Genomic DNA, 21,694 nt, shown 5'->3' on the forward strand with positions numbered 1-21,694 from the left:
CCGTTGCCCGGCATCTCCGCGGCGCTGCGCGGCCCCTTGTCCGAAGTGAAGAACGGCGGGGGGCCGGCCGCATGCCGGGTACGTCGAACGGGTGACCCCGGGCGGTGACGCGGGCGGCGCAGGCGGCGGCCGTCCCGCGGGCGGGACCGGTTGTCAGTGGTGTCGGGGAGGATGCGCGGTGGGAGCGGTGCCGGCCGGCGGGGAGCCGGCCGGACGGACGACGGGTGGAGGCCGGGATGGGCGACGGACCGCGGTACATCGGCGGGGCGGAACGGCGGGCACGGCTCGCGCTGCGGCACCGGCTGGCCCCGCCCGCGCGGGTCGCGACACCGGAGGCGGTGGCCGACGCGCTCCTCGCGCTGCACGGTTCGGACCCGGCGACGGTGTACCTGGCGGTCGGCGCCCGCCTCGCCGACGCGGCGGGGACGGTGCCGGAGACCGACCGGGCGCTCTACACGGACCGGAGCCTCGTCCGGATGCACGGCATGCGGCACACGGTCTTCGTGTTCCCCACGGCGTCCACGGCCGTCGTGCACGCCTCGACGGGCCTGGCGGTCGCCGCGCGGGAACGGGCCTCCCTGCTCAAGGACATGGCGAAGGCCGGGGCGCCGGACGCGGCCTGGCTGAAGGAGGTCGAGGAGTCGGCGCTGGCCGCGCTGGCCCGGCTCGGTCAGGCGACCGCCGCCGAACTGGCCCGCCAGGAGCCGCGGCTGCGGGAGCAGTTCGTGTACGCGGCGGGGAAGCCGTACGAGGGCGTCCACACCGTGGTCACACGGCTGCTGAGGGTGCTGGGGGTGGAGGGCAAGGTGGTCCGCGGGCGCCCCCTGGGCTCGTGGACGTCGAGCCAGTTCCGCTGGGCCCTCGCGCCCGAGCACGCCGAACTCCCGGTGGAACAGGCCCAGTCGGAGCTGTTGCGGCACTGGCTGAGGGCCTGCGGCCCGGCCACGGAGGCCGATCTGAAGTGGTGGACCGGCTGGCGGGTGACGGACGTCCGCCGGGCCCTGGCGGCGATCGGGGCGCGGGCGGTGACCCTGGACGAGGGGACGGGGTACGTCGTCGAGGACGACGTGGAGGCCGTGGCCGCCCCCGCCGAGCCGTGGGCGGCCCTGTTGCCCGCTCTCGACCCGACGGCGATGGGCTGGCAGGGCCGGGACTGGTACCTGGCCCCCGGGCTGCGCCCGCACCTGTTCGACTACAGCGGGAACGTGGGCCCGACGGTGTGGTGGGACGGGCGGGTGGTGGGGAGTTGGGCCCAGCGGGCGGACGGCGAGATCGTGTGGCGGCTCCTGGCCGAGGAGGCCGGGGTCGGGGCCCTGGGCGGCGAGGCCGAGGCGGCGATCGGGGCCGAGGCCGAACGGCTGGGCGCCTGGCTGGGCCCGACCCGCGTGAAACCGAGGTTCCGGACCCCGGTGGAGAAACTGCTGTCGGCCTGAACCCGCCGCTCCCGCCTGCGGATCGGCACCGGCCGCCGGGGCCGGTGCCGGGTGCCGTCGGTCGGGACGGCACCCGGCCGCCGCTTCAGCGGCTGTAGCGCAGCAGCGCCCGCACCATGTGGCACGTCGTGTCCGACGGCGCGTGGACGCCGATCAGCTCCGCCGTGCTGCGGATCTTCTCGTTGCGGGCCTGGTTGGGCATGTACACACCCAGGTCGAGCAGGGCTATCGCCAGGCGCATGGCCTTGAGGCGACGGTTGTGCGTGACGTACCACTCGCGCGGTCGTCCGGGCGGCAACGGCCGCTTCTCGACGGGTACGTACGGCAGGTCGAGCTGGACGGAGCGCTTCGCGGTGGACTGGGTCGGCAACGGCTTCGGCTTCAGTGCGGCAGCGGGCACAGGCATCCTCCTGTCGCGGTCGGGGCCCGGCCCGGAACCTCCGGCGAACCCTCGAACACTGCTTCTATTCTACTGCCCACCACTGACAATCGCCCCTGATCACAAGGGCTTTCGCCGTCCCGGACCGCTACGGTGCGGGGCATGGAGATCTGGATCAACCCCGCCTGTTCCAAGTGCCGCAGCGCCCTCACGCTCCTCGACGCCGAGGGTGCCGACTACACCGTCCGCCGCTACCTGGAGGACGTGCCCGACGAGGGCGAGATCAGGGCCGTACTCGAACGCCTGGACCTGGAACCCTGGGACATCACCCGCACCCAGGAGCCCGCGGCCGGCGAACTGGGCCTGAAGGAGTGGGCGCGGGACGCGGACACCCGCGACCGCTGGATCACGGCACTGGCCACGCATCCCCGGCTCATCCAGCGCCCCATCATCACCGCGGACGACGGGACCGCACTGGTGGCCCGCACGGACGAGGCCGTACGCGACGCCGCGTCACGCCGGTGACAACGGCGGTGTGACGCACACCACTTCGATTGACCCCGGTGACTCCTGAGCAGCTTCGTTCGGTATCTCGTACATAGCGGCGTACGCTCCCCTAGCCCTCAGGAGGCGCGCATGTCGCGCAGGAGAACTCTCGGCACCAAGAAGAAGATCGCGCTGCTCGTCAGCGCCGCGGCGGTGGCGGGCGCCGGCGCCTTCGCCATGGCGGCCACCTCGAACGCCTCGCAGGACCCGCAGAACGCCAGGACGCTGTCCGCCGGGGACTCGACGGTCTGTGCGGGGCTGGCCACCGCCCTCGGCAACAACGAGAAGTTCATCGAGGGCCAGAAGACCGCCCCGGACGCACAGTCCGCGGCCCGGATCGCCAACCGCGAGGCGGTCATCGCGCAGATCAAGGTCCAGCAGCAGGCGTCCGGCTGCGTCGTTGGGGAGTCGGCTCAGGGCTCCCAGGCGACCCAGCCCTCGCAGGCTGCCTCCGCGCCCGCCGCCTCCGCACCGGCCGCGACCGCGCCGGCCGGGAACGCGGGCAACGCCGGGAACACCGGCAACACGGGAAACGGCGGCGGTGCCGCCTCGGGCCGGCAGGTCTGCAACGGCTCGACGGTCACGCTGTCTGGCGAGGGCGGTGCCCCGGCCGCGTCGAGCAACCAGTTCCCGGCGGGTACGAAGCTGAGGGTCACCAACCTGGACAACAACAAGTCCACGACCGTCGAGGTGACCTCGGTCTCCGGCAGCTGCGCGCTGCTCAACAACGCGGCCTTCGAACAGGTCCGTGAGCCCGGCAAGTTCCTGATCCGCCGCGCGCTGATCGAGAAGGTGGGGTGAGCACCGGCCGTCCGGCTCCGCACGGAGCCGGACGGCCCCGGCACCACCTCACCGGGTCATCGGTCCCGCCGCTCGCGGCCACGAGCGGCGGGACCGACTCCGTCCGGGCCCGCAACCGCGCCCCCGTGCACGAGCCGCCGACCACCGGCGCGCCGTGCGCCTCGCCGGTCCTCACCGGCCCTCACACCGTGAGCCGGACCACAGAACCGCCAGGTAACACGGGGTTCACATTCGAGCAATGACCGGGAAATCGCCTGTTGACAAGCTCCGGGCAAACAGGCGGCGCCCCAGTGCCGCAGCGCCGCAGCACCCGCACGTGCGTCAGACACACCCCGAAGGAAGTGGCCCGTGACCTTCAAGGCTGAGTACATCTGGATCGACGGCACCCAGCCGACCGCCAAGCTCCGCTCCAAGACCAAGATCATCACGGGTGAGCCCGCCGGTCTGGACGCGCTGCCGATCTGGGGCTTCGACGGGTCCTCCACGAACCAGGCCGAGGGGCACTCCTCGGACCGTGTCCTCAAGCCGGTGTTCACCTGCCCCGACCCGATCCGCGGCGGCGACGACATCCTCGTCCTGTGCGAGGTCCTCGACATCGACATGACGCCGCACGAGTCCAACACGCGTGCCGCGCTCGCCGAGGTCGCCGGACGCTTCGCCGCCCAGGAGCCGATCTTCGGCATCGAGCAGGAGTACACGTTCTTCCAGGACGGCTACCCGCTCGGCTTCCCCAAGGGCGGCTTCCCCGCCCCGCAGGGCGGCTACTACTGCGGTGTCGGCGCGGACGAGATCTTCGGCCGTGAGGTCGTCGAGGCGCACCTGGAGAACTGCCTGGCCGCCGGCCTCGCGATCTCCGGCATCAACGCCGAGGTCATGCCCGGCCAGTGGGAGTTCCAGGTCGGTCCGGTCTCCCCGCTGGAGGTCTCCGACCACCTGTGGGTGGCCCGCTGGCTGCTCTACCGCACGGCCGAGGACTTCGGCATCTCCGCCACCCTCGACCCGAAGCCGGTCAAGGGCGACTGGAACGGCGCCGGCGCGCACACCAACTTCTCCACCAAGGCGATGCGCGAGGGCTACGACGCCATCATCACCGCGTGCGAGTCGCTCGGTGAGGGCTCCAAGCCGCTCGACCACGTGAAGCACTACGGCGCCGGCATCGACGACCGTCTGACGGGGCTGCACGAGACCGCCCCGTGGAACGAGTACTCCTACGGGGTCTCCAACCGCGGCGCCTCGGTCCGTATCCCGTGGCAGGTCGAGAAGGACGGCAAGGGCTACATCGAGGACCGCCGTCCGAACGCCAACGTCGACCCGTACCTGGTGACCCGCCTGATCGTCGACACCTGCTGCTCGGCACTGGAGAAGGCCGGCCAGGTCTGATCCCCGGTCCGTCCGGCAAGGGGCGCCCTCCGTCACCGGGGGGGCGCCCCTTCCGCGTGCCCGCGCCGCCCCGGCGCACCCGGCCCGGCACGACGTCGACTTCACGCCAGGAAGCGTCCAAGCTGTGAGAGGAGACTGCTGTTGCGGGCAGCTGTCTGCTTCAATGGGGCCATGACCGGCTTCCAGAAGTGCACCGCGACGGGTCGTCACGACCTCGAGCCCTTCTGGCCTTCCCGTCAGCACCATGACTTCGACCGGGTGTGTTGCCGCGCGAGGAACGCGCAGGCCCTCTAAAGCCGTACACCCCGGCCTTCGGCCAGCGCGCACGACGTACGTCCTCGACGAGCCCGACCACGAATCGCGGCCGTCGACCTCCCCGACGAACTCCTCGCGCGAAAGAGCTGACCTCTCATGGCGACCACTCGTTCTCTCTCCTCCGCCCCCGGCCTCGGCCCCTCGACCGGCCCGGCCCGCCACCGACTGCGTGCCGTCGACCGGGACGAGGTCGTCGACGTCGCCGACTTCCTGCCGCCGGGCGCGACCTGGCTGCCCGCTCCCCCGCACACCCTGCCCACCCTGCCGGGCCAGCCCCCGATGATCGGGTACCTGGTGCTCGTCCCGGCCGACCAGCAGCCGCCGTTCCTGCCGGTGGCGGTGCCGGACCGGCCGGCGGCCGACGAGGCCGCGGAGACCGCCGGAGCCGGGGAACAGGGCGCCGGGCGCCCGCTCGTGCGGGTCGACGCCGTGCAGCGCACCGCGGCCGTCGACGGGCGTCGACTCGACCTCACCTACCTGGAGTTCGAGCTGCTCGCCCACCTCGTGGCCCACCCGAACCGGGTGCACACCCGCGACCAGCTCGTCACCACGGTCTGGGGCTACGGACACGTCGGCGACGGCCGCACGGTCGACGTCCACATCGCCCGGCTGCGCCGCAAGCTGGGCGCGCAGCACCGCCAGGCGATCCAGACGGTGCGCCGGGTCGGCTACAAGTACACCCCGCCGACGAGCGCCTGATCCGCCCGGCCGCGCCCCGCCGCCGGACCCGTTCCCTCTGCCGACGGCAGAGCGCGGTTCCCCGCCGCGCCCGGACCGGGCACAGTCACCGGTATGAGACTTCTGGTGCTGGGCGGTACGGAGTTCGCGGGACGGGCCGTCGTCGAGGCGGCCCTCGGGCGCGGCTGGGACGTGACGGTGTTCCACCGGGGGCGGCACGCACCCGCCCCCGGCACCCGGGTGCTGAACGGCGACCGCACCGCGCCCGGCGGGCTCGACGCCCTGGCCGAGGGCGAGTGGGACGCCGTCGTCGACACCTGGTCGGCGGCGCCCCGTGCGGTGCGGGACACGGCGCGGCTGCTGCGGGGCCGCGTCCGCCGGTACGTGTACGTGTCGAGCTGCTCGGTGTACACCTGGGCCCCGCCCGCCGGTTACACCGAGGACGCCCCCGTCGTCGAGGGGGCCGATCCGGACGCCGGGCAGACCGACTACGCCCGGGACAAGCGCGGCGCCGAACTGGCCGTCCTCGACGCGTTCGGCGCGCGGGACTGCGTCCTCGTACGGGCCGGGCTGATCCTCGGCCCGTACGAGAACGTCGGCCGGCTGCCCTGGTGGCTGACCCGGATCGCCCGCGGAGGCCCCGTCCTCGCCCCGGGGCCGCGCGACCTGCCCCTCCAGTACGTGGACGTCCGCGACCTGGCCGAGTGGATCCTCGGCGCGGCCGAGCGGGAGCTGAGCGGACCGTACAACCTGATGAGCCCGCAGGGGCACACCACGATGGGCGCGCTGCTGGAGGCCTGTGCGCGCGCAACCGGCTCGGACGCCGAACTGCGCTGGACCGCGCCGGAGATCGTCCTGGAGGCGGGCATCGAGCCGTGGACCGAGCTGCCCGTGTGGGTGCCGCCGGGCAGCGACCTGCACGACGCGCTGCACGCGGCCGACGTCTCCGCGGCGATGGCCTCGGGGCTGTCCTGCCGTCCGGTCGAGGAGACCGTCGCCGACACCTGGAGCTGGCTCGGGTCCATCGGGGGTACGGCGCCCCAGCGACCGGACCGTACCCGCAAGGGCCTGGACCCGGACGTCGAGGCGCGGGTGCTCGCGGCGGCCGCCGGTGTACCTGGCACCACCCCCTGACCGGGGCGTCACCCCAGTGACCGGCGGTCCGGGGCTCGGCCAGACTGACGGCATGAACACCAACACGAAGAGCGGCGAAGCCGGTTCGAGGGCACGCGCGATGGTGCTCGCGGCCGGGCGGGGGCTCGCGCTGGCCGTCGTGTCACTGCCGCTGAGCGTCCTCGGATTCTGCCTCTCCCTCGTGTCCATGGCCCTGATACCGATCGGGGTCGGGGCCCTCACCACGCCGTACGTGGTCCGGGGGGTGCGCCTGTGGGCCGACCGGCGGCGGGCGCTCGCCGAGAAGTGGGGCGGGGTGCGCATCCCGTCCGCGTACCGGCCGCTCCCGGAGACCGCCAACCCCTGGAAGCGGACGTACGCGCTGCTGCGCGACCCCGCGACCTGGCGGGACCTGCGCTGGCTCCAGGTGGACATGACGGCCGGGTTCGTGAGCGCGCTGCTGCCCGCCGTGCTGTTCCTCTACCCGCTGGAGGGGTTCGCGGTCGCCGGCGGGCTGTGGCGGGTGCTCGCGGACGGCGGGACCTACTGGTACGGCTTCGTGCCGGTCACCGGTCAGCCGTCCGCGCTCGGGGCGGCGGCGACCGCCGTGGTCCTCCTGGCCGCCGCCTACCGGCTCACCCCGCGCCTGCTGCTCGCCCACTTCCGGCTCACCCGTGCCGTACTGGCGCCCGGCCGGACCGAACTAGCCGAACGCGTACGGGTGCTGACCGAGACCCGGCGGGACGCCGTGGACACCTCGGCGGCCGAGCTGCGGCGCATCGAGCGGGATCTGCACGACGGCGCGCAGGCCCGGCTGGTGGCCATGGGCATGGACCTGGGCACCGTCGAGATGCTCGTCGACAAGAACCCGGAGAAGGCCAAGGAGCTGCTGGCGCAGGCCCGCCGGTCGTCCGCCGAGGCACTGTCCGAGCTGCGCGACCTGGTGCGCGGGATCCACCCGCCGGTGCTGGCCGAGCGGGGACTCGGCGACGCCGTGCGGGCGCTGGCGCTGCGCCTGCCGGTGACCACCGAGGTGAACGTCGAGCTGGGCGGCGGCCGTCTTCAGGCCCCGGTGGAGTCGGCGGCCTACTTCGCGGTGAGCGAGATGCTCACCAACGCGGTCAAGCACTCCGGCGCCGACCGGATCTGGGTGGACCTCCACCACGAGGCGGACCGCCTGCGGATCTCGGTCACCGACAACGGCGGGGGCGGGGCGGTCGCGGGGGCCGGTTCGGGCCTGGCCGGGGTCGAACGGCGACTGGGTACATTCGACGGCGTCCTGGCCGTCAGCTCCCCCGCCGGCGGTCCCACCATGGTGACCATGGAGATCCCTTGCGTGTTGTCCTAGCCGAGGACCTCTTCCTGCTGCGGGACGGTCTCGTCCGGCTGCTGGAGGCCTACGACTTCGAGATCGCCGCGGCGGTCGAGAGCGGGCCCGAACTGGAGCGGGCCCTCACCGAACTGGAGCCGGACGTCGCCGTGGTCGACGTCCGGCTCCCGCCCACGCACACCGACGAGGGCCTCCAGTGCGCGCTGCGTGCCCGCGGCAGGAGACCCGGGCTGCCGGTGCTCGTCCTCTCCCAGCACGTCGAGCAGCTGTACGCGCGCGAACTGCTCGCGGACGGCACCGGCGGGATCGGCTATCTGCTCAAGGACCGGGTGTTCGACGCGGAGCAGTTCGTGGACGCCGTACGGCGGGTCGCGGCCGGCGGTACGGCGATGGACCCTCAGGTGATCCAGCAGCTGCTGGCCCGGCGTTCGGGTGACGGCCGGGGGCCCGTGGACCGGCTCACCCCGCGCGAGCGGGAGGTGATGGAGCTGATGGCGCAGGGCCGGTCGAACGCGGCGATCGCGGGCAAACTGGTCGTCACCGAGCGGGCGGTCGCCAAACACACCGCGAATATTTTCGTGAAGCTGGGTTTGGAGGTCTCCGACGACGACAACCGCAGGGTGCTGGCGGTGCTGGCCTATCTGGACCGTGATCGGTGAGCGCGCCAACTGCTGTGCTGTGTGAGGGCTTTGGGGTTGTTTGGTCGCGGGGAGCTCTCATCAATTTCCGAGCGGGCTGAACACCTGTGAGGCGTGGTGCGTAAAGGAGGGAGCAGCTTCAGCTTCACTCCTGTCGGGCGCCTCGATGCTGCCCCGCAAGGAAGTCAGAGGAGTTCCATGGGACGCAACATACGTAAACGCCGTTCGTCGATGGCCACGAAGGCCGTGGCAGCATCGGCGGCCCTAGCGCTCGGCGGGGGCGGGCTGATCTGGGCGAACTTCTACGCTTCGGCGCACGAGTCGAACTCGGGCCAGAACCAGACCAAGGCCGCCAACGCGGCCGCGCAGGTCGCCACCATCTCCTGCCCGGATGTGGGGCAGAAGCTGAACAACGTGCCCAACGGCGCCAAGCAGGGCGTCGCGACCGAGCTGGCCAACCTCGACAAGCAGATCACCGAGGCCTACTCCCGGCTCGCGTCGACGCGCCAGGCCCAGGCGAACGACTCGAGCTTCGTCCAGAACGCGATCACCGGCCCCCTCAAGGAGAAGCGGGCGGCCACGATCGACCGGATCCGCATCAACATCCAGCGGTCCGGCGGCCAGTTCGACAACTCGCTGAGCCAGCTGGCGGCCTGCACCACGCAGGGGGCGAACACCAACGCCGGCCAGGCGGGCAACGGTCAGCAGCAGAACGGCGGCCAGCAGCAGGGCGGCCAGAACAACGGCGGCCAGCAGCAGAACGGCGGTCAGCAGAACGGCGGCCAGCAGCAGGGCGGTCAGAACAACGGCGGCCAGAACAACGGCGGTCAGCAGAACGGCGGCCAGAACAACGGCGGCAACGGCCAGGGACAGAACGGCCAGGGCGGCAACGGCCCGACCGCCGCGGACTTCGTGGACATAACCAAGGTCCAGGCCAACGCGCAGCTGGGCGTGGGGGCGAACGGTCTCGCCGCGAACGGCAACAGCGGTTCGCGCGGCACGTTCACCTCGAACTGCGGCACCAACGGCAACGACAACCACAACACGGACAACGTGATCGTGGCCCCCGGTGTCGCCAACGGCGCCCACCACCTGCACGACTACGTCGGCAACCAGAACAACGACGCCTTCGCGAGCGACCAGAAGCTGCTGTCGGCCGGCACCAGCTGCCAGAACCAGGGCGACAAGTCCTCGTACTTCTGGCCGGTGCTGCGTGTCCAGGACGGCAGCCAGGACTTCGACCAGAACAACGACGGCGGTGGCAAGGAAGGCAACGTCGGCAAGATCCTTCAGCCCGCCCAGGCGCAGATCAAGTTCGTCGGCAACAAGCGCGGCAAGGTCGTCGCGATGCCGACCGCCCTGCGCATCATCACCGGAGACGCCAAGGCCTTCGTCAACGGCAACGGCAACGCCAACGTGAACTGGAGCTGCACCGGCTTCGAGAACAAGGTGCAGCTGGAGACGCAGTACCCGATCTGCCCCCAGGGCAGCCAGGTGGTGCGCACGACCAACTTCCAGAGCTGCTGGGACGGCAAGAACATCGACAGCGCCAACCACCGCACGCACGTGGCGTTCGTCCAGGGCAACGGCACCTGCGCCAACGGCTTCAAGGCGATCCCCCAGCTCCAGGTCCGTCTGGTCTACAACGTCCCGGCCCCGAAGCTCCAGAACGGGACGGTCGTGAACCCGTACGCGGTCGACACCTTCCCGGAGAACCTGCACAAGCCGATCACCGACCACAACGACTTCATCAACTTCTTCTCCACGAACCTGATGAACAAGATGGTCAACTGCATCAACACCGGCAAGAAGTGCAAGTGACCCGCTGAGCGGGACCACCGGTAAGGCCGACCGAGAAGGCCGGCGGCGAGGAATCCTCGCCGCCGGCCTTCTCGCGTGCCGGGAACCGAGCGGCAACGAAAGCCGACCGGCACAAAAAAAAGGGGGTTCCCGGCCGGTTGGCCGGGAACCCCGGGTCAGTGACCGGAGTGCGTGGCGCTCGCCGACGAGTCGCCCGACACGTGCGCGGAGTGGTCCGTGCCCTCCTCGATGTCACCGCCGAGCGTCTTGCGCAGCGCCGTCACCGTGGTGGTCTCCTCGCCCACGGCCACCCACTTGCGGCCGACCAGGTAGTGACCGCCGTAGTCCTTGGCGCCGTTGATCCATTCGCGCTGGCCGCGGTCGGTGGCGAAGGTCAGCAGGATGAACTTCCCGTCGGCGTTCTTGCAGAGGGCCTGGCGGAGTTCGTCGGCGTCCGTCTGCATGTCGGGCGTGCACTTCACCTCGGCGGCCAGGTGCTCCAGGCTGCCGGTCGCCGTCACCGGAACGCTCACCTCGGCCTTCCCGGAGCCCGGGGAGCCGCATCCCGTCAGCACCAGCGCCGCCGCGGCGGCGGCCGCCGCGAGCATCGGTCGGGTCACCTTCATCTGTTCCTCCCTGCGAGAGCCTCGTCCTGGATACGGCTCCCGCGCGCGGTGCGCTCAACCTACCGGGGGTACGACGGGGACAGCAGTGCGAGACGGACGTTCGCGCGGCGCGCTACCAGCGGCCCGGGCCGATCGTGCGGCGACGCGCCGTCACGACCGGGCCACCCGGGGTGACCATCCCCCGTTCCGCTCGTTCTGCTGGACGTGCAGTCACAGGATGTCGCCCCGCGCCCCGCACCCGGATCCTCGGCCGACCGGACCGTCCACGTCGAGCAGGCCGAGGCCGCGCTCGTCGAGCACTATCCGCGGCTCGTCCGGCTCGCCTATCTGGTGCTGCCCGCCGGCCCCGGCCGCGGCCGGCGGGTCCTGACCGCCCACGCCCTCGTCCAGCGCGCCCTGCCCCGCGGCCGCGCCTCGACGCCCGTCATCCCGGCCCAGCACGGCGGCTCCTCCGCCCGGGGGCGGCGCGCCGGGGCGGGTGACGGCCCCGGGGGCGATGCCGGGTACGCGTACGTGCGGCTCCAGGTGGTGCGCGCCGCGCTGGAGGCCGGACTGCCGCTGCGGTCCCGGGCCCGGCGCGGGCTGCTGCCGCCGCCGCTGCCCCAGGTGTGGGGGCTGCGCCTGTCCCCCCGGCCGGGCGGCGCCGACGAACTCGCCCTGGAGCAGCGGCTGGCCGCCCTGTCCGGCCCGGGCCGGGCCGCCTGTGTGCTGCGTGGCCTGGAGCAGCTCTCCGACGCCGACGTCCGTGAGGTGCTGACCGGGTCCGGCGTCAAGGGCGCCGGCGTGACGGCGGCCCTGCGCGAGGCCGCGGGGGTGTCCGCCGCGCAGTACGCGCTGCTCGACTCCCCCGAGTTCGACGCCTGCTCGCTCCAGGCCAGGCCCACCGATCTCATGCGCCGCCGCCAGCACACCAGGGCCGCGCTCGCCGCCGCGGCCGCGCTCGCGGTGTGCGGCGCGCTGGTCGCCCTGCCCGGCGGGGGCTGGGGCCCCGACGGCGCCGCGGCCCCGGTGTACGCGCAGAATCCGGCCGCCGAGGCCGCTCTCGACCCCGGGCGGCTGGTGAAGATCTCCCCCGCCGCCTGGAAGACCTCCGCGCGCACCGACTTCTCCGTCTGGCCCGCGCGCGGCCCGCTCACCGGTGACACCGCCCTGCTGCGCCGGGCCCTCGCCGTGTGGGCCCGGCCCGGCGGGAACGTGCGGGTCTCCGCCACCCCCGGGACCCCCTCCGGCGGTCCCGCGGGGCCGCCGCAGCTCCTCTACGCGGGCGAGGTCGACAACGCGCGCGTGGTGCTTCTCCACGACGGCCTGCGCATCGCCCGCTACGCCGAGCCGAAGGACGGCACGGCCGGGGCGGCCCTGGACTTCGCGCGGGTCGACGGCGCGACCGGCGCCGAGGCGGGCGCGCTGGTCCTGGGGCGGGCCGACGGCAACGTCCGCTATCTGACGGCGCCCTGGGTGACGAAGGCCGGTGAGCGGGACCTGTCGAAGCCGGGCGCCGGGTCGATGGACCTGACGCTGACCGACGGGATCACCTCTCCGCTGGCCAGCCCGGCCACCCAGACCGGCACGTGCACGACGTGGAACGTGCTCCAGCTGACCGACGCCTTGGGCACCCATCTCCTCAGCGACCTGGGCGAGCTGGTGCCGGCCCGGCTCACCGAGGGGCGCCCGGCCGCGCCCCGGGAGGCGAGCGGCGCGCAGGCCCTGCGGACCTGGGCGCCGTTCGCGTGCTCGCTGGCCGACGCGCGCGCCCAGGGCGTGCGGACGGTCAACGCCTGGGGTTACACCCGCCAGCCACTGCCCGACGGGAGCGGGACGGCGGCCTGGGCGTGCACCCGGGCGGACACCTGGAGCGGTGACGGGAGCCGGGTGCTGGCCCAGTTCCACACGCCCGGCGGGCTGTTCGGGACGGCCGTGGCCAAGGCCGGGGACGTCCCGGCGTGCGGGCCGCGTGATCCGCACGTCCTGGCCGGGGTCCTGTGGAAGTCGAAGGGCGGGGCCTGGTACCTCCTCGCCGCCGGTGACCGGGCGACGACGTCCGTCAGGGCGAAGGGCGGGGTGACCGGCTCCGGACAGGGCAACCTGCTCGCGCTGCCGACCCGACAGGGCAGGCAGGCCGAGCTGGAGGGCCGGCTCCGCGACGGACGGACGATCACCGGACTGCGCTGACGCGCCGGCGGGCATCGATGACCGACATGCGGCGGGACAAGTGACCGGATAAGTGATGGACGGGGTGAACGTGCCGACCGGTCCGGTCCGTTCGGGGCCGGATCCGATCGGTAAGGTGTTCGCATGACAACCGGGGTCCGTCGCAGAATGGGAGTCGAGGAGCGCCGGCAGCAGTTGATCGGCGTCGCCCTCGAACTGTTCGCCCAGCGCTCGCCCGACGAGGTCTCCATCGACGAGATAGCCGCCGCGGCGGGTATCTCGCGCCCCCTCGTCTACCACTACTTCCCCGGCAAACTCAGCCTGTACGAGGCCGCGTTGAAGCGGGCCTCGGAAGACCTGGCGGGCCGGTTCGCCGAACCGCGCGAAGGTCCCCTGGGCGCCCGGCTGCTGCGCGTGATGCACCGCTACTTCGACTTCGTGGACGCGCACGGTCCCGGCTTCTCCGCCCTCATGCGCGGCGGCCCGGCGGTCGGCTCGTCGACCACCAACGCCCTCGTCGACTCCGTGCGCCAGGAGGCCTACGAACAGATCCTGTCGCACCTGGGGGTCACGGAAGCCCCCGCGCGACTGGAACTCACCGTCCGCTCCTGGATCTCGCTCGCCGAGTCGACCGCGCTGATCTGGCTGGACGGGCGGCGCATCCCCCGCGAGGAGCTCGAGGTCCAGCTCGTGCACGACTTCGCCGCGCTGACGGCGGTCAGCGCGGCCCACGACGAGGAACTGCGGGCGCTGCTGCGTCCGGTGCTCGGCGGCGAGCCGGCCGACGGCCCCTTCGGCGACCTGGTCACCCGGCTCATCGCCCTCGCCTCCTGAGACGCGCGGCCGCCGCGCGACCGCGCGCTCCCGTGTCCGCTAGCTCTCGTACTTGCGGTACGACGGGTCGAGGTCGCGCACCTCGGCCGAGGCGTGCAGCACGAAACCGTCCTGCTTCACGTGCTCGCGCAGCAGCCCGAGGACGGCCTCGGTCAGCTTCGTCTTCGTCTCGTCGGTGCGGCCGGCCAGCAGGCCGAGCGTGACGTGGACGATCGCGTGCCCGCGCTCCTCGGGGTCGTCGTGGCCGAACGCGGTGAACCCGGCCGGGCGGAAGAGGGACTTGCAGGCCTCGGGCTTGGCGGCCGCGATCTCGACGACCGAGGCGTGCAGGGCCCGCGCGAACCCGGTGCGGTCGAAGGCGGACTCCATCGTGCTCGAGTAGTCGACGGTGATCTGCGGCATGGACACTCCTGTTCCGGGGCGGGGCGGACAGGGCTCACCCTAGTTCGTCAGCCGCAGGGCCAGCATCGCGATGTCGTCCTCCCGCTCGTGGCCGAAGCTGGTGAGGAGCGTGTCGCACAGGGCGTCCAGACCCGGCATCGCGCCGATGGCGGCCGCCCTCAGGTGCTCCATCGACACGGCGAGGTCGGTGCCCCGGGTCTCGATCAGGCCGTCGGTGACCAGCAGGAGCCGGTCGCCCGGTTCGAGGAACAGTTCGGTGGGCGGCGGGTGGGGCAGGCCGGGGCCGAGCAGCGGGCCGGCCGCCTTGGCGTACTCGGCGCCGCCGGTGTCCCGCACGATCAGCGGCGGGATGTGCCCGGCGTTGGCGATGCGGGTGCGTCCGGTGCCGGGGTCGATGAGGACCAGGCAGACCGTCGCCGTCACTCCCGGGTGGTAGAGCCGGAGCATCCGGTCGAGGCGCTCGGCGAGGACCGCCGGATCGCTCTCGTCGACGCAGTAGGCGCGCAGCGCGTGCCGGATCTCGACCATGACGGTGGCCGCGTCGAGCGAGTGCCCGACGACGTCGCCGACGGCGACCAGCACCCCTTCGCCGGTGCGCAGGGCCGCGTAGAAGTCGCCGCCGATCTCGGTCTCCCGGGAGGCGGGCACGTAACGGACGGCGACGTCGACGCCGGGCAGTTCGGGCAGCCGGTGCGGCCGGGGCAGGAAGCTGTGCTGGAGGGTGAGCGCGACATGCCGCTCGACCTGGTACATGAGCAGTGGTTCCGCGGCGAGCGCGGTGGCCTGGGCGAGCCGGGCCAGCAGCGACTCGGTCTCCGGGTCCACCCGGCGCACCCCGCGGGTGGGGGTGGCCAGACAGACCGCGGACGTGCCGTCCTGGGTGGGGATCAGTACCAACCGGGCGTCGTGCGGCACACCGGGCCGGAAGAACCCGGCGGGCCACAGCGGCGCGGGCACCGAGGTGATCCGTACGCCGGCCTGGCCGTGGGCGAGCCGTCTCAGCAGGGCGACGACGGCCTGGTGGGCGCCCTGGTCGGGCAGCGCGAGCGAGGTGCGGTTCCTGGAGGTGCCCCGGTGCAGCACGTCGTCCGGGCCGAGGACGAAGACGGCGGCGGGCGAGCCGGTGAGCCGGGCGGTGCCTTCGGCGGCGGCCTCGGCCAGTTCCTGCGGGGAGCGTGCCGCCTGGATGCCCACGATCGCCTCGGACAGCAGCGACAGCCGCCGGGCGACCGCCTGGTCGTCGGCCCGCAGCCGTGCGGCGCGTACCGCCGCGCGGACCACCGCGTCGATCTCCTCGGGTTCGGCGGGCATCGCGAGGTGGGCCTCGCCGCCCGCTTCGAGTCCTTCGCCGCGGTCGCCGGGGGCCACCTCACCGGCCGAGAAGTGCACGACGGGCAGTCCGGCCATGTGCGGCCGGGCCTTGAGGCGGCGGCACAGTTCGAAGCCGCTCATGTCCGGCAGTTCGACGTCGACGAGGGCCACGTCGGGCAGGGTGCCCTTGCGGCGCCGTACGTCGAGTTCGACGAGGGCCTCGTGGCCGCTGCCGACCGCGACGACCTGGTGACCGGCACGGCGCAGCACGACGCCCAGGGCGAACCGCCCGGCCGCCGTACGGTCCACGACGAGCACGGTCGTGTCGGTCCGTGTGCCGTTGACGTTCATCTGCCGACCCTCGGGCTCCCCGGTGGAGCAGACCGGATGCAAGGTCTGCTCCACCAAGGTAGTGCCCCTGTCCAGGTGGTGCCCCTGTCCAGGGCGCTCGGGACGGCTGCCCCGGGCTTCCCGCTAGGGGGCCGTGCGGGAGAACACCGCGACGGTGCGGGCCGGCACGGTGAACGTGCCGGACGCCTTCTCGTACGAGGCGGACCTGACGACGGCGTCCGCGCCCGCCGCCTGGACGGGGTGGAGCCGGTATCCGGTCCCGGCGAGCGCGCCGACCGTCTGCTGCCGTGCGGCCGGTGTCGCGTTGAACACGACGACCAGGTCGCCGAGTTCCATGGTGATCACGCCGGGTGTCTCGTCCTTGCCGGACAGCGGGAAGGAGAGTGCCGACTGCACCTGTGCGGCCGTCCCGAGGGAGAACTCCGGCCGTGTGGTGCGGATCCTCAGCAGGTCCTGGTAGGCGGCGGAGGCGGCGGTGATCTGCGGGCAGCCCACCGTGACCGTGCCCAGCAGGGGCTTGGCGTACGACCACTTGGAGGCGTTGTCGGCGGCCGGCGGGAGTCCCCGTCCGAAGCCGTTGCCTGCGGCGCAGTTCCAGTGGATCGCGTTGAACCAGTCGCCGCTGTCGAAGGAGTTGCGGTCCAGGGACTTGGAGCGCAGCAGGTCGGTGCCGGCCTGGGAGAGGGACGGGCCCTGCGAGAGAGTGGCCGTCGCCATCGCCAGGACCTGCATCCGGGCCCGGTCGGCGGCGCCGGTGTCCGCGGGCAGCTTGTACGTCAGGGCGTCGTACAGCGACTCGTTGTCGTGCGCGTCGGCGTAGGCGAGCGCGTCGCCGGGCGCGGCCGCGTAGCCCGCGGGCTGCCCGTTGTAGTCGACCTCTGAGCCCTTGACCTCCTTGCCGTCGGTGTCGGTGAAGCGGTAGGCGGCCAGGTTGCCGGTCAGGCCGACCTTGACGAGGTCCTGGTAGTGCAGCAGGCGGGCCTTCTGCTCGGCCGGGGTGCCGTTGGCGGTGGAGGAGTTGGGGTCGGTGTACAGGCCCGAGCCGAAGCCCTGGACGCCGGGGTCGGAGTCGAAGGGGCCGCCGCCGCGGACGGCGTCACGGGCCCGGTCGGAGAAGGTCGCGACGCCCGTCCCGGCCATGTTCTTCTGGGTGGCCTGGACGAAGCGGGCGTCGTCGGCGACCTCGCCGAAGTTCCAGCCCTCGCCGTACATGATGATCTTCTTGCCGTCGACGCCGTCCTTGGCGACGGTGAGGCCGTCGAGGGCCTTCCTGACCGCGAGGATGTTGGCCTTGGGCTGGTGTCCCATGAGGTCGAAGCGGAAGCCGTCGACCTTGTACTCCTTGGCCCAGGTGACGACCGAGTCGACGACCAGCTTGCCCATCATGGCGTTCTCGGTCGCCGTGTTGGAGCAGCAGGTGGAGTTGGCGATGCTGCCGTCGGCGAGGAGCCGCTGGTAGTAGCCGGGGACGACCTTGTCGAGGACGCTGGTGTCGGCCTGGCCGCCGGCGGCGGTGTGGTTGTAGACCACGTCCATGACGACCCGGAGGCCGTCCTCGTTCAGCGACTTGACCATCTTGCGGAACTGCACGGTGCGGGCCGTGCCGTCCGGGTCGGTGGCGTAGGAGCCCTCCGGGACCGTGTAGTGGTACGGGTCGTAGCCCCAGTTGTAGGCGTCCTTGGCGGCGGTCTTCGCCACGCACTCCTGCTGTTTGCCGGAGTCGGCGGCGTAGGAGGCCAGGTCGCAGTCGGTGCTCTGCCGGTCGGCCTTCTTCTCGGGGACGGTGGCGAGGTCGAACACGGGCAGCAGGTGCACGTACGAGGTGCCGGACCGCGCCAGTTCCCGCAGGTGCCGGGAGCCGTCGCTGTTCTTGTCGGTGAAGGCGAGGTAGGTGCCCCGGTCCTTCGCGGGGACGGTGGTGTCCGCGACCGAGAAGTCCCGGACGTGCAGTTCCTGGATCTGCGCGTCCTTCAGCGGCACGGCCTTGGGCTTCTTGAGCGCAGACCAGCCGGAGGGGGCGAGCGACCTGGCGCCGAGGTCGACGACGAGGCTGCGCTCGGAGTCGGTGGTCAGGGCGAGGGAGTAGGGGTCGGTGACCTTGTTGGTGACGATCTTGTGGACGGTGGGCGCCCACACCTTCACGACGTAGCGGTAGGGCTTGCCCGTCCAGGACTTCTTTCCGGTGACGGACCAGACGCCGGTGGCGGAGTCGCGTTTCATGGCGACGGTGGAGCCGTCGAGGTCGAGGGCGACCGACTGGGCGGTGGGGGCCCACACCGAGAGGGTGGGGACACCGTTGCGGAAGACCGGCCCGAGGTGTGCCTTCGTCGCGTCGTACAGGTCGTCGAGGGCTCCGGCGATCTGCACGCCGGTCGCCGCGAGCACGGCGCCGTTCGCGGCCCGCTGCGAGGCGACGAGCTGGCCGCCGAGCGCGGAGCGCACCCGGTCGCGGTCGCGCGGGTCGACGCTCCAGGCGGTGTACGCCTTCAGGTGGGGGTACTTCGCCTTCTGGGCGTCGGTGAGGGTGGTCTTCCCCAGCCGCAGCCAGCGCTCGTCGTCGCTGGTCAGCCCGCCGTCCTTGACGGCGATCGAGCCGTCGTGGGACGAGAGGAGCTGGGTGGAGACGGCGGCGTCGGAGCCGTTCCAGGCGACGGTGTAGCGGTCGATCCAGATCGCCTTGGAGGTGGTCAGGTCGAGCGCTGCCGCGCTGCCCTCGGGCTGCGGCAGCAGGTACTTCTCCTGGCCGTTCAGCAGCCAGACCTCGTGGCCGTTCGCCGCCAGGTCCAGCGACTGGTCGGTGGGCAGGTCCTTGTCGTCGCCCTTGTGGATGATGTAGCTGAGGCTGGTCGCGCCCTCGGCGAGCGGCACCTCGTAGACGGCTCCGTAGGCGTCGGTGCGCACCGGCTCCAGGGGCTTGGTCCAGTCCGTGGGCGTCGCGGCCCCGGTCCACACATGCAGGCCCCAGCCGGTGTAGTCGCCGTCGGCGCGGTGGTAGTGGACGACCGCCTTGGTCTTGTCCTGGGCGGGCAGGTCGGGCCGCTCGGTGAGGACGGTGTCCTTGCCCTGCTCGACCCAGACCTCGCCGGTCTTCGTGACGTCGATCGTGCGGTCGCTCGCGACGTCCTTGTTGCCGTCCTTGTCGATGACGAGGAAGCCGACGCCGGAGGCTCCGGGCTTCAGCTTCACGTAGGCGAAGGCGCCGTAGGCGTCCCGGCCGACGAAGTCGTGTCCGGCGGGCCAGGTGGTGGCCTCGCCTTCGGCGATGTCGCCCCAGGCGTACAGGCGCCAGTCGGTGTAGTCGCCGTCGGTGCGCTTGTAGTGGACGATCGCGTAGTCGCGCGAGGAGGCGGTGGGGACCTCGGCGGCGGGGGCGCTGCCGGTGGTGGACCCGGCCGTCGCGCTCGCGGTGCGGCCTGCCGGGTCGACGACGACGGCCTTGTAGCGCAGGGCGGTTCCGGCGGGGACGTCCTTGCCGATGACCTGGGTGACCTTGTACGGCGCGTGGTCGGCGGTGCCGAGGGTGCGCCACTTGCCGTTGCCCGTCTGGGCGGCGAAGACGACCCGGTCGAGCTGTCCGCCGGTGACGTCCGCCGACAGTTCGACGGTGCCGGTGGCGCCCGCGGCGGGGGCCTTCAGGGTCAGTGTGGGCTCGGCCGCGGGGACGGCGGGCCTGCCCGCGGCCTTGAGGACGATCGCCGAGCCGGCCGGGACGGTGACGGTGACCTTCTTGTCGCCGTCGCTCTTCGCCGAGGCCGACGTTCCGTACACGGCCCGGAAGGTCATGTCCGCCGACCCGGTCGCGAAGGTGGCCGACTTCGCCTCGCCGGCGTTGTTCACGGCGACGACGTACTCGGTGCCGGTCTTGGCGTCCGTGCGGGAGAAGGCGTACACGCCCGCGCCGTCGGCGGCGTAGCGCTCCGTCTGGACGCCGTCGGCGAGGGCCGGGTTGTCCTTGCGGAGCTTGGACAGGGTGCTGATGGTCCTGTACAGCGGCGCGTTCGTGTCGTAGGCGTCGCTCGCGGCCGTGCGGTCGGTGCCGATCTCGTCGTCGTCGAGGTAGTCCGCGATCCTGGAGGCGAACATCGGCTGGCGGGCGTCCTTGTCGCCGCCGGAGCCGGTGAAGCCCTGCTCGTCGCCGTAGTAGACGACGGGGTTGCCGCGGCCGAGGAACATCAGCTCGTTGGCGAGCCTGTCCTTCTTCAGCAGCTCGGCGTCGCTCGCCTCGGGGTTGTCCTGGTTCAGGAAGTACCCGATGCGGCCCATGTCGTGGTTGCCGAGGAAGGTGACCTGCTCGTAGGCGTTGGCCTTGTCGGTCGTGTACTTGTAGTCGTCCGCGTACAGGGCGGAGAGCTTCCGCGCGCTGCCGCCCTGGGAGGCGTACGAGCGGGCCGCGTCCTGGAAGGGGAAGTCGAGCGTGGCGTCGAGCCGGCCCTGGGTGACGTACGGCGAGGTGATCGAGGTGTCGGCCGAGTAGACCTCGCCGAACATGAAGAAGTTCTTGCGCCCGTGCTCGGCCGCGTACGCGTCGAGGGCGGTCGCCCACTGCGTCCAGAACTCCATGTTCACGTGCTTGACGGTGTCGATGCGGAAGCCGTCGATGCCGAAGTCGCGGACCCAGCGCTCGTAGATCTTCTCCATGCCGCTGACGACCTCGGGACGCTCGGTCCACAGGTCGTCGAGGCCGGAGAAGTCGCCGTAGGTGGTGGACTCGCCGGCGTAGGTGGAGTCACCGCGGTTGGAGTACATGGTCGTGTCGTTGAGCCACGACGGGACCTTGACGCCCTTCTTCGCCGCCGGAACGGTCGGCGTGCGGGGGAAGGAGTCGGCGTCCACCGACGGGAACTTCCGGGTGCCGTCCGCGTAGTCCGCGTCGTCGAAGGGCCGGCCGTCCTTGGTCAGGTAGGGGAAGGCGCCCTTGGAGAGGTAGTCGTAGGACTTCTCCTCGTAGTCGACGACGTCGGCGGTGTGGTTGGTGATGACGTCGAAGAAGACCTTCATGCCCTTGGCGTGGGCCTTGGAGATCAGGGTCTCCAGGTCCTTGTTGGTGCCGAAGTGCGGGTCGACCTTGGTGAAGTCGGTGATCCAGTAGCCGTGGTAGGCGGCCGAGGCGTCCTTGCCGGTGCCCTGGACGGGCTGGTTCTTGAAGATCGGCGCCATCCAGATGGCGGTGGTGCCGAGGCCCTTGATGTAGTCGAGCCGCTTCGTCAGGCCCTTGAGGTCGCCGCCCTGGTAGAAGCCCTTGTCGGTGGGGTCGTAGCCGGTCGACAGCCGCGATCCGGTCAGGCCGCCCTCGTCGTTGGACGTGTCGCCGTTGGCGAAACGGTCCGGCATGACGAAGTAGAACTGGTCACGGGTGGAGTCGTGCCGGGACGGCTCGGCGGCGAGCTTCGCGTCCGACGGCGGTGCGGGCGGGGTCTGGGCCCGCGCCACGAGGGGTTGCGCGAGCGATACGGCCAGTGCGGCGGCGAGGACGGCTGCGCGCAGCCTGGGGCGGCCGAAGCGGCCCGCCTGCCCTCTCGGTATCAGGTCCACAGTCGTGAACTCCTAGCGATTACGGCGTACTCGGGTCCGACCCCGCGCGCGTTTCGGCCACGATGCCGAACGCCCGC

16 protein-coding genes are annotated in these 21,694 nt (G+C 72.1%); 11 read left to right on the forward strand and 5 right to left on the reverse strand.

From position 1 onward, the window contains the following. The first annotated feature begins 236 nt into the window (after nt 1-236). On the forward strand, nt 237-1,433 hold the full coding sequence (locus Saso_RS00970) for a winged helix DNA-binding domain-containing protein (protein ID WP_189917018.1): 1,197 nt from the start codon (nt 237-239) through the stop codon (nt 1,431-1,433). 85 nt (nt 1,434-1,518) lie between these two features. On the opposite strand, the gene Saso_RS00975 is transcribed toward Saso_RS00970, so the two are convergent. Continuing rightward, nucleotides 1,519-1,833 (reverse strand): hypothetical protein, encoded by a 315-nt coding sequence (locus tag Saso_RS00975; protein WP_189917020.1) that lies wholly within the window; start codon nt 1,831-1,833, stop codon nt 1,519-1,521. A gap of 141 nt (nt 1,834-1,974) precedes the next feature. On the opposite strand from Saso_RS00975, the gene Saso_RS00980 reads away from it, so the two are divergent. The 8 genes from Saso_RS00980 (at nt 1,975) to Saso_RS01015 (ending at nt 10,434) form a co-directional block, all read left to right on the forward strand. Further along, entirely contained in the window at nt 1,975-2,337 is a 363-nt protein-coding gene (locus Saso_RS00980; RefSeq protein ID WP_189917022.1) for an ArsC/Spx/MgsR family protein, read from the forward strand. A 111-nt stretch (nt 2,338-2,448) separates the two neighbouring features. Further along, nucleotides 2,449-3,159, forward strand: coding sequence for an RlpA-like double-psi beta-barrel domain-containing protein (locus Saso_RS00985; RefSeq protein WP_189917024.1), 711 nt, complete (start codon nt 2,449-2,451; stop codon nt 3,157-3,159). Between the two features lie 348 nt (nt 3,160-3,507). Beyond that, the gene (gene glnII, locus Saso_RS00990) at nt 3,508-4,539 is read left to right on the forward strand and encodes a glutamine synthetase (protein ID WP_189917026.1); all 1,032 of its coding nucleotides are present in this window, start codon (nt 3,508-3,510) and stop codon (nt 4,537-4,539) included. 411 nt (nt 4,540-4,950) lie between these two features. After that, the gene (locus tag Saso_RS00995) at nt 4,951-5,553 is read left to right on the forward strand and encodes a winged helix-turn-helix domain-containing protein (RefSeq protein ID WP_189917028.1); all 603 of its coding nucleotides are present in this window, start codon (nt 4,951-4,953) and stop codon (nt 5,551-5,553) included. A 93-nt stretch (nt 5,554-5,646) separates the two neighbouring features. Further along, nucleotides 5,647-6,666 carry an SDR family oxidoreductase gene (locus Saso_RS01000; protein ID WP_189917030.1) on the forward strand — a complete coding sequence of 340 codons (1,020 nt, stop codon included), beginning with the start codon at nt 5,647-5,649 and terminating at the stop codon, nt 6,664-6,666. Nucleotides 6,667-6,718: 52 nt separating this feature from the next. Then, nucleotides 6,719-7,993, forward strand: a complete 1,275-nt coding sequence (locus Saso_RS01005) for a sensor histidine kinase (RefSeq protein WP_189917032.1) — start codon at nt 6,719-6,721, stop codon at nt 7,991-7,993. Beyond that, on the forward strand, nt 7,978-8,634 hold the full coding sequence (locus tag Saso_RS01010; RefSeq protein WP_189917034.1) for a LuxR C-terminal-related transcriptional regulator: 657 nt from the start codon (nt 7,978-7,980) through the stop codon (nt 8,632-8,634). The genes Saso_RS01005 and Saso_RS01010 overlap by 16 nt, the downstream gene beginning before the upstream one ends. 177 nt (nt 8,635-8,811) lie before the next feature. Beyond that, nucleotides 8,812-10,434 carry a DUF1996 domain-containing protein gene (locus Saso_RS01015; protein WP_189917036.1) on the forward strand — a complete coding sequence of 541 codons (1,623 nt, stop codon included), beginning with the start codon at nt 8,812-8,814 and terminating at the stop codon, nt 10,432-10,434. Between the two features lie 155 nt (nt 10,435-10,589). Here Saso_RS01015 and Saso_RS01020 read toward each other — a convergent pair whose 3' ends face one another. Then, nucleotides 10,590-11,039: a hypothetical protein gene (locus tag Saso_RS01020; RefSeq protein WP_189917038.1), complete on the reverse strand. Its 450-nt coding sequence runs from the start codon at nt 11,037-11,039 to the stop codon at nt 10,590-10,592. 204 nt (nt 11,040-11,243) lie between these two features. On the opposite strand from Saso_RS01020, the gene Saso_RS01025 reads away from it, so the two are divergent. Further along, a complete protein-coding gene (locus tag Saso_RS01025) occupies nt 11,244-13,208 on the forward strand; it encodes a hypothetical protein (RefSeq protein ID WP_189917040.1) in 1,965 nt (654 codons plus the stop codon). Nucleotides 13,209-13,331: 123 nt separating this feature from the next. Continuing rightward, nucleotides 13,332-14,021: a TetR/AcrR family transcriptional regulator gene (locus tag Saso_RS01030; RefSeq protein ID WP_189917042.1), complete on the forward strand. Its 690-nt coding sequence runs from the start codon at nt 13,332-13,334 to the stop codon at nt 14,019-14,021. 39 nt (nt 14,022-14,060) lie between these two features. Here the strand turns inward: Saso_RS01030 and Saso_RS01035 are convergent, their stop codons facing one another. The 3 genes from Saso_RS01035 to pulA all read right to left on the reverse strand — a co-directional run bounded on the left by Saso_RS01035 (nt 14,061) and on the right by pulA (nt 21,611). Then, the gene (locus Saso_RS01035; RefSeq protein WP_189917044.1) at nt 14,061-14,423 is read right to left on the reverse strand and encodes a 5-carboxymethyl-2-hydroxymuconate Delta-isomerase; all 363 of its coding nucleotides are present in this window, start codon (nt 14,421-14,423) and stop codon (nt 14,061-14,063) included. Between the two features lie 39 nt (nt 14,424-14,462). Further along, entirely contained in the window at nt 14,463-16,085 is a 1,623-nt protein-coding gene (locus Saso_RS01040; protein ID WP_189918464.1) for a fused response regulator/phosphatase, read from the reverse strand. A 123-nt stretch (nt 16,086-16,208) separates the two neighbouring features. Then, nucleotides 16,209-21,611 (reverse strand): pullulanase-type alpha-1,6-glucosidase, encoded by a 5,403-nt coding sequence (gene pulA, locus Saso_RS01045; protein WP_372442393.1) that lies wholly within the window; start codon nt 21,609-21,611, stop codon nt 16,209-16,211. Nucleotides 21,612-21,694: the final 83 nt, after the last annotated feature.

Source organism: Streptomyces asoensis (genome assembly GCF_016860545.1).
Taxonomy (GTDB): Bacteria; Actinomycetota; Actinomycetes; order Streptomycetales; family Streptomycetaceae; genus Streptomyces; species Streptomyces asoensis.